13 protein-coding genes and 1 tRNA gene are annotated in these 15,110 nt (G+C 70.0%); 8 read left to right on the top strand and 6 right to left on the bottom strand.

The window, feature by feature from the left end:
• Window positions 1-765: 765 nt before the first annotated feature.
• The 3 genes from ACSHXN_RS04895 (at window position 766) to ACSHXN_RS04885 (ending at window position 2,742) form a co-directional block, all read left to right on the top strand.
• Window positions 766-1,200: a hypothetical protein gene (locus ACSHXN_RS04895; RefSeq protein WP_438302707.1), complete on the top strand. Its 435-nt coding sequence runs from the start codon at window positions 766-768 to the stop codon at window positions 1,198-1,200.
• Window positions 1,201-1,467: 267 nt separating this feature from the next.
• The gene (locus tag ACSHXN_RS04890) at window positions 1,468-2,625 is read left to right on the top strand and encodes a low temperature requirement protein A (RefSeq protein WP_438306428.1); all 1,158 of its coding nucleotides are present in this window, start codon (window positions 1,468-1,470) and stop codon (window positions 2,623-2,625) included.
• 44 nt (window positions 2,626-2,669) lie between these two features.
• Window positions 2,670-2,742: transfer RNA gene (locus ACSHXN_RS04885), tRNA-Arg, on the top strand.
• A gap of 156 nt (window positions 2,743-2,898) precedes the next feature.
• Here the strand turns inward: ACSHXN_RS04885 and ACSHXN_RS04880 are convergent.
• Both ACSHXN_RS04880 and ACSHXN_RS04875 read right to left on the bottom strand, forming a co-directional pair.
• Window positions 2,899-3,732 carry a ribonuclease BN gene (locus ACSHXN_RS04880; RefSeq protein WP_356110277.1) on the bottom strand — a complete coding sequence of 278 codons (834 nt, stop codon included), beginning with the start codon at window positions 3,730-3,732 and terminating at the stop codon, window positions 2,899-2,901.
• A gap of 204 nt (window positions 3,733-3,936) precedes the next feature.
• Window positions 3,937-4,746 (bottom strand): SGNH/GDSL hydrolase family protein, encoded by an 810-nt coding sequence (locus ACSHXN_RS04875; protein WP_355137953.1) that lies wholly within the window; start codon window positions 4,744-4,746, stop codon window positions 3,937-3,939.
• Between the two features lie 346 nt (window positions 4,747-5,092).
• Here ACSHXN_RS04875 and ACSHXN_RS04870 point away from each other — a divergent pair, with 346 nt between their 5' ends.
• The 3 genes from ACSHXN_RS04870 to ACSHXN_RS04860 all read left to right on the top strand — a co-directional run bounded on the left by ACSHXN_RS04870 (window position 5,093) and on the right by ACSHXN_RS04860 (window position 7,250).
• Window positions 5,093-5,593 (top strand): winged helix-turn-helix transcriptional regulator, encoded by a 501-nt coding sequence (locus tag ACSHXN_RS04870; RefSeq protein ID WP_355137951.1) that lies wholly within the window; start codon window positions 5,093-5,095, stop codon window positions 5,591-5,593.
• A 92-nt stretch (window positions 5,594-5,685) separates the two neighbouring features.
• Window positions 5,686-6,192, top strand: a complete 507-nt coding sequence (locus ACSHXN_RS04865; RefSeq protein ID WP_355137949.1) for an SRPBCC family protein — start codon at window positions 5,686-5,688, stop codon at window positions 6,190-6,192.
• Window positions 6,192-7,250 carry an LLM class flavin-dependent oxidoreductase gene (locus ACSHXN_RS04860; protein WP_438302706.1) on the top strand — a complete coding sequence of 353 codons (1,059 nt, stop codon included), beginning with the start codon at window positions 6,192-6,194 and terminating at the stop codon, window positions 7,248-7,250. Before ACSHXN_RS04865 ends, ACSHXN_RS04860 begins: the two co-directional genes overlap by 1 nt.
• 67 nt (window positions 7,251-7,317) lie before the next feature.
• Here ACSHXN_RS04860 and ACSHXN_RS04855 read toward each other — a convergent pair whose 3' ends face one another.
• The 4 genes from ACSHXN_RS04855 to ACSHXN_RS04840 form a co-directional block, all read right to left on the bottom strand.
• A complete protein-coding gene (locus ACSHXN_RS04855; protein WP_355137945.1) occupies window positions 7,318-8,238 on the bottom strand; it encodes an NmrA family NAD(P)-binding protein in 921 nt (306 codons plus the stop codon).
• 305 nt (window positions 8,239-8,543) lie between these two features.
• A complete protein-coding gene (locus ACSHXN_RS04850; RefSeq protein WP_355138027.1) occupies window positions 8,544-9,452 on the bottom strand; it encodes a sensor histidine kinase in 909 nt (302 codons plus the stop codon).
• A 23-nt stretch (window positions 9,453-9,475) separates the two neighbouring features.
• Window positions 9,476-9,832, bottom strand: coding sequence for an STAS domain-containing protein (locus ACSHXN_RS04845; protein WP_355137943.1), 357 nt, complete (start codon window positions 9,830-9,832; stop codon window positions 9,476-9,478).
• A gap of 616 nt (window positions 9,833-10,448) precedes the next feature.
• A complete protein-coding gene (locus tag ACSHXN_RS04840) occupies window positions 10,449-10,781 on the bottom strand; it encodes an antibiotic biosynthesis monooxygenase family protein (protein WP_355137941.1) in 333 nt (110 codons plus the stop codon).
• On the opposite strand from ACSHXN_RS04840, the gene ACSHXN_RS04835 reads away from it, so the two are divergent.
• Both ACSHXN_RS04835 and ACSHXN_RS04830 read left to right on the top strand, forming a co-directional pair.
• Complete coding sequence (locus ACSHXN_RS04835) at window positions 10,782-12,464, top strand: recombinase family protein (protein WP_438302705.1); 1,683 nt, start codon at window positions 10,782-10,784, stop codon at window positions 12,462-12,464.
• Between the two features lie 1,168 nt (window positions 12,465-13,632).
• Complete coding sequence (locus ACSHXN_RS04830) at window positions 13,633-15,090, top strand: dihydrolipoyl dehydrogenase family protein (protein ID WP_356292389.1); 1,458 nt, start codon at window positions 13,633-13,635, stop codon at window positions 15,088-15,090.
• The last annotated feature ends 20 nt before the right edge of the window (window positions 15,091-15,110 follow it).

Genomic DNA, 15,110 nt, shown 5'->3' with positions numbered 1-15,110 from the left:
GGCCGTCGGGCCCTCGCGCGTCGGGGCCGTGTAGGCCTTGGCGGGGTGCCGGGGGCGGTTCTGTGAGGCTCGTGTCGGCGTGTTCGGGGCTCGCGTCCGGGGGCACGCGGCTGATGTGGCACCGCTCGGCCCGGTACTTCCGCGCCGGGCCCTCACTCGTCGGGGCCGTGTAGGCCTTCGCAGGGCAACGGGGTCCGGTGGCGGGTGTCCGGTGTGCCGGTTGCGGTTCCGTGCCGGTTGCGGTGGTGGGCCGTGAGCTCGCGTCCAGGGGGGCGAGGGGCTGATGCGGCGCCGTTCCGGCCCGGCGCTTGTGTGGTGGGCCCTCGTGCGTGGGGGCCGTGTGCGGCTTGGCGGGGTGCCGGGGGCGGGTGTCCCGTGTGTCGGTTGCGGTTCCGTGACGGTCGTGTCGGCGTGTTCGGGGAGGGCGCGGGGCTGGTGCGGCACCGCTGGGCCCGGTACTTCCGTGCCGGGCCCTCGTGCGTCGGGGCCGTGTGCGGCTTGGCGGGGTGCCGGGGTGCCGGGGTGCCGGGGTGCCGGGGTCCGGTGGCGGGTGTCCGGTGGGTCGGTTGCGGTTTCATCCGTGGGTCTCGGCTCACGGTTGAGGAGATCGTGGAGTTCGACGCGGCGCCGCGGTGCCGCGTGCGCGTCGGCACCGCGCTGGAGTTCGACGGATGGCGTTCGACGTGTCGGCCGGGGACCCATGATGGGCACAGGGCCGGGAAGACCCGGCGCCGTGGCCGATGGGGCAGAAGGGCGAAGGACGGGATGAACACGACCGGTGCCGCGATCGCGAGTGCGGTGGTCTTCGTATGGCTCGGGATGGTGATGGCGATCTCCTTCCTCGAAGCCCCGCTGAAGTTCCGTGCGCCCGGGGTGACGATCCCCGTCGGGCTGGGCATCGGCAGGCTCGTCTTCCGCGCACTGAACATCGCCGAGACCGTCCTGGCGGCTGCGGCCGCGGTCGCGGTGACCGTGGGAGCCGGCGGACCGCCGCGGTCCCTCGCCGTGCTCACCGGCGTTCTGGTCGCCCTGCTCGTCGTGCAGCTGGGCGTCGTCCGCCCGCGTCTGAACCGGCGGTCCGACCGGGTCCTGGCCGGCGAGGACCTGCCCCGATCGAGGGGGCATCTGCACTATGTGGCTCTGGAGGCGGTGAAGGTCGTTCTCCTGATCGCCCTGGGGGTCGGTCTGTCGGCGCACTGACCCGCGCCGGGACGCGGGTCGCCTCCCGACCCGCTGAGCACGCCGGCCGACGGTGATGATGTGATCGACCCGAAGCACATCACCATGACCACGGGCACCGACGGGTAGCGAACGCTCCCCTCACCTGTCCGGCTCACCGTCACCGGTGGTGGCCGTGGGCCGAGGGCTCCCGCACGGGCGGGTGCCGGGAGAGGAGCAGGAAGCGTGACCGGAAGCGGCGAAGGACCGCCGGGCGGCGGAGGGTCGACGGGGTCCCTGCTGCGGGCCATGATCAGGCGCGACCCCCGGGAGGAGCACCGCGTCGCCACCCCGCTGGAGCTCCTGTTCGACCTGTGTTTCGTCGTCGCCGTCGCACAGGCCGGCACCAGGCTGGAGCACGCCCTGGTCGAGGGGCACGCCGCTCACGGCATCGCCGGCTACGTCATGATCTTCTTCGCCGTCTGGTGGGCCTGGATGAACTTCACCTGGTTCGCCTCGGCGTACGACACGGACGACGTGCCCTACCGGCTCACCACACTGCTGCAGATCGCGGGCGTCCTCATCCTGGCGGCGGGCGTGTCCCGCGCCTTCGACCGCTCGGACTTCTCCATCGTCGTGGTCGGCTACGTGGTCATGCGGCTGGCCCTGACCGCGCAGTGGCTCAGGGCGGCACGCGCCGAGCGGGGCGCCGCCCGAACGACGGCCCTGCGGTACGCCTTCGGCGTCGTCCTGGTGCAGGTCGGCTGGGTGGCATTCGGGTTCGTGCCGCACCACCACATGCAGGCGTGGGTGTTCGTCCTGCTCGCGGCCGCCGAGCTCGCCGTGCCCGTGGTGGCCGAGCGCCCCAACGCCACGTCCTGGCATCCACACCACATCGCCGAACGCTACGGGCTGTTCACCCTGATCGTCCTCGGCGAGACGGTCGCCGCCGCGACCGTGGCCGTACAGCGGGCCCTGGACAGGGGCGGCTCGACGGAGCTGCTGCCGATCGCGGCAGGAGGCCTGCTGCTCGTCTTCTCCGCCTACTGGACCTACTTCGTCGTACCCATCCACGAGCATCTCCGTGGCGGCAGGAGCGCCTTCCTGTGGGGATACGGTCACTACCTCGTCTTCGCGACGGCGGCCGCCATCGGTGCGGGGCTCCAGGTGGCGATCGCCCACGTGGTCGGCGACGCGCACATCAGCACGACGACAGCCGCCGCATCGGTCACCGTGCCCGCCGCCGGATTCGTCTTCTTCACCTGGCTGCTGCACGCGCGCCACTTCAAGCGGTCCCTCGGTCAGCAGGCCGTACTGCCGCTGACCGCGCTGGCGATGATGGCCTGCACGTTCGCGGGCTCCTGGGCGGTGCTGTGCGCCGGAGCCGTGGCCGCACTGAGCGTGGCCGTCTCCCTGTCACTGGGCCGCCGCATCGGCGGCTCCGAAGGAGTGATGGGCATGCGCTAGGATTGACGCACAGCAGGTCGCCGGAACTCACGGCGTCCGGCAGTGCGTTGGTGGTCCAAGGAAAGACGTCCCGCTTCCTGCGGGGAGATGCAGGTGCAAGGCCTGCCCGGCGCTCCATGACGAACCCCGTCCCCGCCCAGGGGGCGGGGTTCGCGCTGTGTCCCCACGGCCCGGTCGCGCCGGGCGCAATGGGCCCCGTGCCCCACGGTCACGTCCTTGTCGGGAAGTTCCCCGCCCGTACGGCGCGTTCCGGCGGAAGCCGGGTCGAGGCGCTCACCGGGGCCTCCACCGTGAGTGCGCCTCGTGGATGTGACGACCGAGCAGGGCACCTCCGAAGACGACGAAGCCCACCCCGATGAGCCAGGACTGCACGACGAGGACGGTGCCCATGGCGCCGTAGGTGACCGCGTTGTTCACGATGAGCGGGGAGAACACCTGGTAGGAGAACCAGCGCAGCCCGACCAGGCCCAGCATGGTGGAGACCGCCCCGGGCAGCAGGGCCCGCCAGGACACTCGGCTCCCGAGCAGGAAGTGCTGACCCCACCAGAAGAACAGCACACCGAACAGGACGGTCAGCGTGATCCGGATGGCGGACTGGGGCACCGAGCTGTTCAGCACCGCACCGCTCTGCACCTCGGCGAAGAGATACGCCGTCAGGGCCGTGAGCCACACGGCACGGCGCCAGACGGTGTGCCAGCGACCCGCGGGCAGGCTCCAGACCCGCTCGTAGCCGGTCTGCACGCTCGAGGCGAAGGTGAGGCCGAACAGCGCGACGGCGAGGACACTGAAGACGCTGGTGGCGCTGAGCACCCTGCGGGGCGTGGCGAACAGGTGGCTCACGGCGTCCGCGGGATGTCCCGAAAGACTCATGCCGTCGATGACCCAGTAGGCGAAGCCACGGTGCTGGAAGGGGGAGGCGGCGGCGATGACGATGAGCAGGGGGGCGAGCGTGACCAGAGCCAGCGCGGCGAGGCCCATGGAGCGGTGCAGCAGTTCCATTTCGCTGCCGTGCTGCCACAGCCGTCCGGCAGCCGAGTCGTGCCAGCGTGAACGCAGTCCGTGGTGCTGGGGTCGCTCGCCCCTGGGCGGGCCTGAGGAACCCGTCATGGGTCCCCGGTTTCCCGAACCACCATGGCACGAAACCTTCCCGCCCCGGGAGCAGCCCGTCTGCCGCCGCGATGCACACCTGTGGCGAGGCACGGGAGCGGATGACACCCGACCCCGTGGCCCGGCAGCCGACCGAAGCGGGCCGGCCCCGGTCGGTCACGGCGTCGGACGGCGGCCCGACGGCCCGCCGTCCGACGCACGGGCTCAGGCGGACCTGGCGAAGACGGGAAGGTAGCCGTGGGACTGCCCAATGGAGGTGGGGTGGTACGACTCCACGACGGCGAGCAGGTTCACACTGCGCAGCCAGGGACTGGCGGAGCAGATCTCGTGACCGGAGAAGGCGCCCGCGACGTCGGCGAAGGTGAACCCGTGGTCGGCGACGCGCTTGGCGATCACGGTGTTGAGATGGTCGACGGAGCGGTTGACGGCGGCCCTTGCGGTGTCCGAGAGACCGGCCATGCAGCTACCGCTGAGCTTGTACAGGTGCGGATACCCGAGGACGACGACGCGGGCGGCCGGAGCCCTTCTGCTGATGGCGGCGTAGAGACGGTCCAGATCGCCCGGAAGGGTGGTGTCCATGTAGGTGCGCGCGTCGGCGTTGGCGGACACACACGCGGTGGTTCCGCGCAGCACACAGGTCATCATGACGTCGGAGAACCCCGAGTCACTTCCGCCCACGGTCAGGCTGACCAGACCGGTGCGGCGGGTGAGCGAGCCGAGCTGACGGTTCATGACATCACTGGTGCGAGCACCGTTGCAGGCGACGTAGGCGAAGGACGACACCGCGTGGGTCGCGGCCCACAGGGCGGGAAAGGCGTGGTTGCTGCGCAGGCAGTCGCCGCTGGAGGCGATGTAGGAGCCGGCTCCGACCCCGGAGGAGTAGGAGTCGCCGAGGGCCGCGTAGCCCCTGGCCACTGTCTGCGGAGCCGCCTGTGCCGTCGTGGCGCCGGTGAACGTGCAGGCGGCGGCGAGGAGGAGGGAGGACACGCGTACCGCGAATCGGGACTGTCTCATAATCCCCTGCCTTAGCACGCTCCGTGCACCCCGGAAGCGAGGGCGGTGACCGTGCGACCGGTCGTGTTGAAGAGGCCGTGCGCGCGTGCCGCCGCTGAAGCGCCGCGTGCCGCGGAGGACTTGCGCCGGACCCGCCAGGGCGGACGGCGTTGTGCTCCTCGCCCGGACATCACCCGCACGGCGGTCACTCCCCTGGCCGTGTCCGCTGCGCGCCCCGGACGGCCGCCGGCACCCCGCGGCGGTCACATCCGGCAACGGGCGCGGACGGTGGCCGCGGGTGACCGCGCCGGACGTCCTCGAACGCTCACCAGCCCGGTTTCATGGTGAGACTCGATATCGTACGGACATGAACCGGACGTCGTTCGAGAACTGGCCGTGCTCCATCGCACGGACCATGGATCTGCTGGGTGACTGCTGGACACCGCTGGTGTTGCGGGAGGCCTTCTACGGGGTCAGCCGCTTCGACGACTTCCGGCAGGGACTGGGGATCGCCCGCAACACCCTGACCGACCGGTTGCGTCGGCTGGTGGACGAGGGTGTCCTGGACCGACGGCTCTACCAGGGCGAGCCGCGGCGCTACGACTACGTGCTGACGGAGAAGGGCCGCGAACTCTTCGCCGTACTCGCCGCGATGTCGCGGTGGGGGGACCGTTGGCTGGCCGGGGAGGAGGGCGTGCCTGTCGTGTTCCATCACGACACGTGCGGCCATGACACCGCGGCGGAGGTCGTGTGCGCCGTGTGCCGTCGGCCGTTGGAGGCGCAGGACACGTCGATGCGGATGGGGCCGGGATACCCGGAACGGCTCAGGCGCCGGCCGGACGTCCAGCGCAGGTTCGGCGCCGTCTGAGCGCCTCGGGGCGGGTGCGCTCCTCTTGACAGTGTGAGTCTTGTGAAGCAACTCTGGTGGTCAACCCCTTGATGGTGAGGAGGCCGACCGACTTGGAGTGGACGGGCGCACGCTACGCGGACAAACCCACCCTCGAGGTGCGGACCTGGATCGACGCTCCGTCGGAGCGGGTCTGGTCACTGGTCAGCGACATCGAGCTGATGCCGGACATGAGTGAGGAACTCCAGTCGGTCGAGTGGCTCGACGGCGCCGCCGCTCCCGCGGTCGGCGCCCGGTTCGTCGGCCGCAGCAGGCACGAGGCCCTGGGGGAGTGGCAGACCACCTCACATGTCATCGAGTGCGAGCCGGGCCGGTCGCTGGCCTGGGCGGTGGAGGACCCGGAACGGCCCTCCGCGGTCTGGCGCTTCCGGCTCCGGGCCAAGGACGGCGGAACCGAGTTGTCGGAATGGATGCAGTTGGGACCCGGCCGCTCCGGACTCTCCCTGGCCATCGACCGCATGCCGGAGAAGGAACAGAAGATCGTGTTCGTGCGGTTGCGCGAGTTCGAGCACAGCATCACCGCGACCCTGGGGGCGATCAAGAAGCGGGCCGAACACTGATGCGCACCGCCACCACCGTCGAGGCCTCCGGGGGCGAACACCGGTCGGAGCAGACGGACTTCGTCGTCGAAGCCGAGAAACTCGGCCTGGACGTCTGCTGGGTGGCCGAGGCATGGGGGTCCGACGCGCCCTCCGCGCTGGGCTACTATGCCGCGCTCACCGACCGGATGCTGCTGGGCTCGGGCGTCATACAGGTGGGTACCCGCACCCCCACGGCCGTCGCGCAGACCGCCATCACGCTCTCCAACCTGTCCGGCGGGCGGTTCCTGCTCGGTCTCGGTGCCTCCGGCCCGCAGGTGATCGAGGGCCTGCACGGAGTGCCCTTCGCCCGGCCGCTGAGACGTGTGCGGGAGACCGTCGACATCGTCCGCCAGGTGTTCGCCGGTGGCAAACTCTCGTACTCAGGAGCGGAGTTCAGCATCCCGCTGCCCGGCGGTGAAGGCGTGCCGATGCGGCTGTCGATGCGGGCCGAGCACGAGATCCCCGTCTACCTCGCCGCACTGTCACCGGCCATGCTGGAACTGACGGGGGAGGTCGCCGACGGCTGGCTCGGGACGAGCTTCGTACCGGAAGGCGCGGCCGACGCCTACTTCGCCCACCTCGACAACGGCTTGGCCCGCACCGGGCGCACGCGCTCCGAACTGGACGTCTGCCAGGGCGCCGAGGTTGCCTTCGCCCCCGATGAGGACGCACTCGGTGCGATGACCGCGGAACGGAAGAAGGAACTCGCCTTCAGCCTCGGTGGCATGGGCACCGCCTCCACCAACTTCTACAACAACGCCTACAGTCGCCAGGGTTGGGCGGAGGTGGCCGCCGAAGTGCGCGAGCGGTGGCAGGCCGGCGACCGGGACGGTGCCGCCCGTCTGGTGACCGACGACATGGTCCTCGGCACGACACTGATCGGCACCGAGTCCATGGTGCGTCGGCGGCTCGAGGTGTGGCGCGACGCCGGTGTGGACACCGTCCGTCTGTACCCGGCAGGGCAGACGGTACGGGAGCGGCTGGACACCCTGGCCAGGGCGATCGAGCTGGTGCGCGAGGTCGGCGACGCCGAGTGAGGGGCGACGGGCCGGCATCGTGAGAAGGACCCCGGCTCCCGCCCGGGGCCGGGTTCCCGGGCCGACATCACGTGGCCGCGCGGAAGAGTTCCGGGTTGTCCTCGACGTAGGCCCGTACGCCCGTCGCGCGGTGGCCGGTGATCTTCTCGACGTCGTGGGTCAGGCGGTCGTAGCGGTTCTGCGCATGCAGGCGCGCCATCGTCGACAGATGATCGACGACGTGGTCGGGAAGGCCGCGCCGTCGAAGTTCGTCGACGAACCGGTCGTAGGGAGTGTCGATGTAGGTCACGGGGCGCCCGAGGACCGAGCTGAACTCCTGAGCCATGGCCGACATGTCCTGCGAGACCGGTCCGGTCAGCTCGTAGACGTGCCCGACGTGCGAGGCCGGGTCCGCGAGGACGGCGGCAACGGCATCGGCGACGTCGCCGGCCGCCACGGGTGAGGTTCGCCCCGTCCCGAAGGGAAGCCGGATGGTGCCGTCCTGCGCGATCGTGGCGAAGCAGAACAGGGAGAACATCGGGTTCTCCAAGAAGACCGTCGGGCGGATGTGGGCGACCGGAAGGCCCGACCAGTCGAGGACCTGCTCGATGAGCCAGTGCTCACGCTGCTGCGTCGATTCGGCCGTGCTGGTGAGATCCATCTGGGAGACGGTCATCTGCGACATGTTGACGAACATCCGCAGCCGTCCCTGGGCACGTGCCGCGGCGGCGGTGACCAGTGCCGCCTCGAGGTACTGCGACGAGACCCCCATGCCGAAATACATGCGGTCGCAGTTCTCCAGGGCCCGGACGACGTCCTCCGCTCGTGCGAGGTCGCCCACCACCACCTCGGCACCCGTGGAGCGCAGGGCGTCCGCGCGTTCGTCCTCCCGGTGGACGAGGGCGCGCACCCTCAGGTCCCGTCGCCGCAGGTTCTTCACCACACGGTGTCCCACCGCCCCCACGCTTCCGGCCGCCCCGGTCACGAGAATCAGGGGGTTGTCGACCATGATCGCTCCCGTAGGTACCGAATCGACTCGAGTCACCCGGACAGGGGTCTCGGTGGCGGACCTGGCCAGCCTAAGCCGGGTACCGGGGTTCGGCATGTCGTCACCCGGCCGCCGGCCAGGGGTGTCGCCGCCGTTCGGCCGCGGCCCGCAGCGGAGTTGCCCACCGCCCGCCGGGGGCGTCCGCCGGGCGGCGCCGGTCGGGCAGGGGACCGCTTGCCGGACGGAGGCGAACCGTCCTCCGGCTCCTGCGGATCCCGTCGCCGGGGCCAGGGGCGCGACCCCGATCCGACCGACCTCACCGGCGGTCAGGAGCCGAGGTAGAACCGGATGGTGGTCCCCGCGTCACCGGTGTGGACACGCACCAGGTCGGCGATGTGATTGACGAGAAGCAGCCCTCTGCCACCGGGCTCGCTGGGCACTTGAGGGCGCCGGCCGGCCAGCGGATCGACGAGGCGCCCCGCGTCGTGCACCTCGCAGACGATGCGTTCGCCTTCCGTCCAGATCCGCAGCGTTCCGGAGCCGGCACCGTGGATGACGCTGTTCGTCGTCAACTCGGCCACGGCGAGGGCCAGATCGTTCAGCAGCCGTCCGTCGAGGCCCGCCCGTCCGCCGTACCGGACGGCGAACTCGCGTGCGCCGGCGAGCTGACGGCTGCTGTCGAAGCGGTACGTCTCGGCGTCCGGCGGAACGGGAAGGACCTCGTTGTAGCGGGCGACGACGAGTTCGGGGCCGTAGGCGGCCGAGGCGGTCTCACCGGAGCCGTCGATCACCAGCGGGTGTGTGGCCCAGGCGTCGTCGAGCACACGCCGGTCGAGTCGGACGGTGTCGTAGGGGCACAGAATCGTCACCTCACGCTCGACGAACGCGGCGTTGATCAGGGCCTCGTGCTGCGCGCACGCCGGATACTCCAGACGGCTGCGACCGGCCCAGACGGGCTCACCGATGATGCGCACGCGGCCGGTGTCGTGGGCGTCGGCGAACCTGCGCAGCACCCCCGGAATGATCCACCCCGGGTTGCGGCCGGCCCTGGTCATGTCCACGAACTGCACCTCGTCGGCGCGATCGGCGAGGTGGTGCCTGATCAGTTCGAGATGCTCGGGTGGGGTGGCGACGGCGACCGGTTCCGCCGCGGCCAGACCGGCAAGGACGAAAGGAACCGTGCCCTCCAGGAACTCCTGCTCGCCGCGATAGAACAGCGCCGGATGCACGAACATCTCGTCCGTGGTCACTGCGTTGGTCACGGTGCCACCTCGATCCCACCCAGCTCGGGCCAGCAGACTGCGAGTACGCGCGCCACCTGCGGCGGCGGTCGGTGAAGCACAATCCTCCGCCCCCCGGACAGAGACTGCGCGGCCACCGCCAGATCCGTCACTCCCGCCACGTCGATGAAGGCCACCCGGGACATGTCCACATGAAGGCGGTCCGCACTGCTCCGCAGCAGCCGGGTGAGCGCCTCCCGCCAGGCGGTTCGGGTGACGAGGCCGATCTCCCCGATCGCGCGCACACCGGGGCGGCCCGTCAGCGGATACACCTGCAGCCGCGTCCCGCCGCACGATGACGCGCCGGAACGCCCCGCCTCGGCCGAGACTTCCACGGTCCACCCCTCGCCCTTCCCACCCTCGCAGCGACGGCCCGGCATGTCCTGCCGGGACCCATGAGGCCCCCTCACGCCGCAGCGGCCCCTCTTCTGCCGTCTGCCCGCTCTTCGCCGCTGTGTGCATGTCGACTGCGAGCAGCCCGGTCCCATCGCGGCGCCGCCGCTTCACGGACCCGCCATCCCACCGGTGCTCGTCCACCGACAGGGCGTGGAGTGAAGGGGCTCGCCGTGGGTAGACGCCACGCCGCGAGGGCGGGAGCGGGGCGGCGTGGTCCAGGGGAGGACACACGCCGCCCCCATCGCCCGGGGGTTCGTCCGACAGCGTGAAACGGCCGGTCCGCCGACGTTCCCCGGCGCGTGCCGTGCCTCGCGTTGTTCCGTCCGTGGAGGATTGGCCCAACCGGGTGATCGTTCCGGTGTTTTCGGTGCCCGGTGCCGTGGTGCCGGTGAAGCACATCGGCTCCACCGGCTCAGGCCGGGTCGGCCGGGGTCTGTGCCGTGTGGCCCGCGGCACGGGGTGGTCGGGCAGCCGCGCGAACGTGACGCTCAGGGCCGGTTCCTGCTGTACGGCACCCGCTCCGACGGCCGTGGTGCAGGGACGACGGCGGACCGCCTACGCGTTCTTCGGTGCCGCCTGCTGGACGACCTCGAAGGACCACAGCGTCGACCCACTGGCCGCCGGCTTCGGCCGCTCGCCGCCCTCCCCGCCGGCGCCCTGGTGGGCTGCCTTCATGGGCCCCTCCAACCACGCCTGGAAGGACTCCTCGTCACGCCACCGGGTGTAGACGAGGTAGTCGTCGGTGCCCTCGACCGGCCGCAGGAGCTCGAACCACTCGAACCCGTCGGAGCTCTCGACCGCGTGGGCACGTGAGGCGAAGCGCTTCTCCAGCGTTTCACGCTGCTCGGCCGGGACGGTCAGTACGTTGATTTTTACTACGCTAGGCACATGACACCTCTCGTCAAACGGGGCCTCGGCTGGACCCCTAACCTGGACCATGTGCGCGCAGTGTCCTACATCCGACAGTCAAGGAAGCGTGAGGACGACTCCGCGTCGTCCCCCGAAGCACAGCGGATCAAGTGCGAGGCGCTGATCACAGCCAAAGGCTGGGACAACGCGGGCCACTTCGCCGACGTCGGTAAATCCGGCTGGGACCCCAAGGTCGTCCGGCCGGAGTTCGAGGAGATGATGTCGGCCGTTCGCGCCGGGCGCGTAGATGCAGTGGTCGTGTTGTCGCTGTCCCGCCTCACTCGACAGGGTGCTCTTGAGGCCATGCTGATCAATGAGGAGTTGGCCAAACACGGCGTACTGCTCGTCAGCGTCGAAGAGCCCTACCTGGACACGTCCACCCCCATGGGCGTCGCGATCTTCGGCCTTATCGCTGCGCTGGCCCAGCAAGAGTCCGACATGAAGTCGGCGTACATCACGGCGACGAAAGAGACGCTGAGGGCAGCGGGTAGCCACGTATCCGGCATGGCCCCCTACGGCTTCCAGCCGACGCGTGAGACGCGCGGGGAACTGGTGGTGGTCAAGCTCGTCCCCGATCCCGCTGAGGCCCCGTACGTGCGCGACATGGTGTCCTGGGCGCTGGGCGGCATGACCGCATCGGCCATGGCTCGCAAGTTGAACACTGACGGCGTACCGACCAAAGCAGCGGACATGCCAGCGCGTGTGACCGCCCGCCAGGCCCGAGGCGTAAGCCGGCCGCTGGAGCGTACGACGTGGGTGTCGTCCACTGTGCTCCGCATCCTCCGTGACCCGCGCCTTGCTGGCTACGCCGCCGAACGCCATGGGACCAAGCGCGTCATCCTGCGCGACAACTCAGGGGCCCCGCTGGTGGCGCATGAGGGCATCGTTCCCGCCGATGATTGGTGGCGGCTTCAGGACGTACTCGACGGCCGTACGCCCCAGGTGGTTCGCCAGGGTGGCCGTTCCGTGCCGTCCCTGCTCGGTTCCGCCGGGATGCTGTTCTGCGAGGTCTGCGGTAGCTCCATGGTCACGGACAAGCGCAACGGCAAGCCGCTCTATCGCTGCAATCGGGCCCAGTCCGGCGCCGTACCGGGACACGGTGGTCTGGCCATCAACATGGACGCAGCTGATGACGTGGTGGCCCGTACCGTGTGGTCCCGCCTGACAGCGCTGGACCCCGAAGACCCCGAAGATCTCGAATGGCTCGCGGAGGCCGCACGCCGGTTTGCAGCGCAAGGGGACACGGGCGAGCGACGGGCTGAACTAGCCGCCGCACGGGTCGAGTTGGAGCACGTGCGAGAAGCGCTTCGCACGCTGTATGTCGACCGGCAGGCAGGCTTGTACGCGGGTGCCGTGGGTGACCAGATGTTCCGTGAGTCAGTGGAACGGCTGACAGCCCATGAGGAACGTACGGCCGGACGCGTGGACGAGCTGGGAACCGCTGAGGCTGGCAAGGTAGCTGTCCCGTCAGAGTGGACTGCACCGGAGGGGGACCCGCTTGGCCCGGAGTCGACGTGGGCCGGCTGGGACCTTTCTGAACGGCGGGAGTTCCTTGCGCTGTTCGTTGACCGTGTGAGCGTGGCACGCAGCGTAGGCAGAGGCCGGAACGCGAACACGGCGGAGCGGGTGGCCGTGCACTGGGTGGAGGCGCCAGCCATGTAGGCGCCTGAGCGCCCCTCTGAGCCCCGTTCGAGCGTCCCTGGTGGGAATCGTGCGGGGCTTTCTCGTGCCCGCAGACAGTCGTACAGCGCCTTGGAGGCCGTTGCGCTCCTAGAAAAGCGTAGTGCGTCGGCGCGGGCGACCGAGGTGACGAAACGGCTTTACCCATCACCGCGCTGACCTGCGGGAATGACGAAGGTGACGTTCGGGCGTCACTTCGGCATTGCGCTGCAGCGGTGGATGGTTTTGCGCCTCTCTAATCACCTAATCGGCTTCTGGCCTGCGGGAATGAGGCAGGTTGATCACCCCTCCGAGGAGCGTTCGGCCCCCGGCAAGTCACCAAATCGGCTGCTCACCTGCAAGACGGCGCAGACCAGCCACAACGACAAGGAGTTATGGGGTTGCCCATGTACATAGATAACGCTCGCGCCCATCCCGCGCTTGCCGTCGTCACACAGCACGCCGACATGGCTCCCGAACCCTTGCCGTTCCTCCGGGATGGTTCCGCGTGGACGACCCCATCAGGTGAGCGGCGTGATCTCCCGCTCATTCGCAGCGGGATGGGTAAGTGGCTGGCCGGCCTCGCGGAGGTGCTTCGCTCTTGCGTCTTTGACGACCGTGCGCCCGATCCCAAGCGCGCTGAACGGCTGAGGCAGGAAGTAGAGCGCCTGATGATCTCTATTGAAGAGCTGGACCTGGATGACACGGAAGCCGAGTACACGCGCACTGACGCCGCGCAACCGTCCGCTCGAGCTGACCGGCTGGACGTGACGGCTACCGCTCTCGCTCCAGCGAGGAAGGCAAGTGCAACGTTTCCGCAGCTCAGGGTCATGTGCGTAGCTGGACAATCTCATTTTTGGATCTTGACTACGCTCATGGCCCCATCCTGCCGCACGGATGTGTGCGGCAGGCGAGTGGCTCGCACACGGGCTGGTCGCGCCGTCCGGGCCGGATGACCGGCGCGGCCGTTTTCCCCCGTGCGTCCAAAAGGGGCGCTTGTGGCCGCTGTTCGTGAGACCCATGGCCCGGCTGTGGTGACCGCCGGACTCGGCGCGGTTACATGGGCCGAAAGCGCAGCGACGCATTTCCAGCCCCGGAACGGCCCGTCAGAACAGCCGCCCCGGGTCCATGGACCGCAGTTGCTCCGCCGTGATCACGAGGCGAGGGAACGATGAGTGAAACAGCCGAGAACCAGGCAGGCGACACCTATGACGTCATCGTGCTGGGTGCCGGTCCGGTCGGCCAGAACATCGCCGACCGGGCCTTGGCGGCCGGTCTCACCGTGGCTGTCGCGGAGCGGGAACTCGTGGGCGGCGAGTGCTCGTACTGGGCGTGTGTGCCCAGCAAGGCACTGCTGAGGCCGGTCATCGCGGTCGCCGATGCCCGCCGTGTGGACGGTGCCCGGCAGGCGGTCGCCGGCGATCTGGACACTGTTCAGGTGTTCGCCCGCCGCAATCACTATGTGTCGGACTGGGACGACGCGAAGCAGGTGGAGAGGGTCAAGTCCCTCGGCGCCGACCTGTTCCGGGGTCATGCGCGCATCGACGGCCCGCGCCGGGTCACGGTGACCCGGGACGACGGCACCCGGCACACCCTCAGCGCGCGGCATGCGGTGGCCGTCGCCACCGGCAGCCTGCCCCTCCTGCCGGAGATCCCCGGCATCCGGGAGGCCAGGCCCTGGACGAACCGGCACGGGACCGACTCCAGCACGGTGCCCGGGCGGCTCGTGATCGTGGGCGGCGGCGGAGTCGGGGTCGAGATGGCGACCTTGTGGCAGGGACTGGGCTCGCAGGTCACCCTGCTCGCCCGCCGCGGGCTGCTGCCCCGGATGGAGTCCTTCGCGGGGGAACTGCTGGAGCGTGGTCTGACCGAGGCGGGCGCTGACGTACGGACCGGGGTGCAGGTCACCGCGCTGCGCCGCCCGGACCCCGGCGGGCCGGTCACGGTCACTCTGGACGACGGCAGTGAACTGGAGGCGGACGAGGTCATGTGCGCCACGGGACGCATCCCCGCGACCGAGGACATCGGTCTGGAGACGGTGGGACTGACCCCGGGGGCGTGGCTGGACGTGGACACGACGTGCCTGGTCCGCGGGGTGGAGGGACATTGGCTGTATGCGCTCGGGGACGTCAATCACCGGGCTCTGCTGACCCACCAGGGCAAATATCAGGCCCGCACCGCGGGTGACGTCATCGGGGCGAGGGCGGGGGGCCTCGCAGTGGACGACGCACCGTGGGGCGACCATGCGACCACGGCCGACCAGCATGCCGTTCCCCAGGTGTTCTTCACCGACCCGGAGGCAGCCGCGGTGGGGGTGACCGCCGAGCAGGCGGCCGCGGCCGGCCACCGCATCAAGATCATCGACCTCGACTTCAACGCCGCCCAGGGAGCCAATCTCTACGCCGACGGCTACCGGGGGCATGCCCGGATGGTGGTCGATGCCGACCGGGAGATCCTGCTCGGGGTGACGTTCGTCGGTCCTGGAGTCAGCGAGCTGCTGCACTCCGCGACCGTCGCGGTGGCCGGGGAGATCCCGCTCAAGCGGCTGCGGCACGCGGTGGCGTGTTTCCCGACCGTCAGCGAGATCTGGCTGTTCCTGCTCGCCGCCTACCAGCGCGCCCAGGACTGACGGGTCCCGCCCGAGGGGTC

The sequence above is a fragment of the Streptomyces sp. HUAS TT11 genome, assembly GCF_051553595.1.
Classification (GTDB): Bacteria; Actinomycetota; Actinomycetes; order Streptomycetales; family Streptomycetaceae; genus Streptomyces.
The sequence above is the reverse complement of the archived record's forward strand: the minus strand, read 5'-3'. Positions and strand labels throughout refer to the sequence as shown.

Bases quoted from the DNA above. Each gene is read 5' to 3' on its own strand.
- ACSHXN_RS04890 (WP_438306428.1), top strand. From the start codon at position 1,468: ATGATCAGGCGCGACCCCCGGGAGGAGCACCGCGTCGCCACCCCGCTG.
- ACSHXN_RS04835 (WP_438302705.1), top strand. From the start codon at position 10,782: ATGACACCTCTCGTCAAACGGGGCCTCGGCTGGACCCCTAACCTGGAC.
- ACSHXN_RS04830 (WP_356292389.1), top strand. From the start codon at position 13,633: ATGAGTGAAACAGCCGAGAACCAGGCAGGCGACACCTATGACGTCATC.
- ACSHXN_RS04895 (WP_438302707.1), top strand. From the start codon at position 766: ATGAACACGACCGGTGCCGCGATCGCGAGTGCGGTGGTCTTCGTATGG.
- ACSHXN_RS04880 (WP_356110277.1), bottom strand. From the start codon at position 3,732: ATGACGGGTTCCTCAGGCCCGCCCAGGGGCGAGCGACCCCAGCACCAC.
- ACSHXN_RS04855 (WP_355137945.1), bottom strand. From the start codon at position 8,238: ATGGTCGACAACCCCCTGATTCTCGTGACCGGGGCGGCCGGAAGCGTG.
- ACSHXN_RS04860 (WP_438302706.1), top strand. From the start codon at position 6,192: ATGCGCACCGCCACCACCGTCGAGGCCTCCGGGGGCGAACACCGGTCG.
- ACSHXN_RS04875 (WP_355137953.1), bottom strand. From the start codon at position 4,746: ATGAGACAGTCCCGATTCGCGGTACGCGTGTCCTCCCTCCTCCTCGCC.
- ACSHXN_RS04870 (WP_355137951.1), top strand. From the start codon at position 5,093: ATGAACCGGACGTCGTTCGAGAACTGGCCGTGCTCCATCGCACGGACC.
- ACSHXN_RS04850 (WP_355138027.1), bottom strand. From the start codon at position 9,452: ATGTTCGTGCATCCGGCGCTGTTCTATCGCGGCGAGCAGGAGTTCCTG.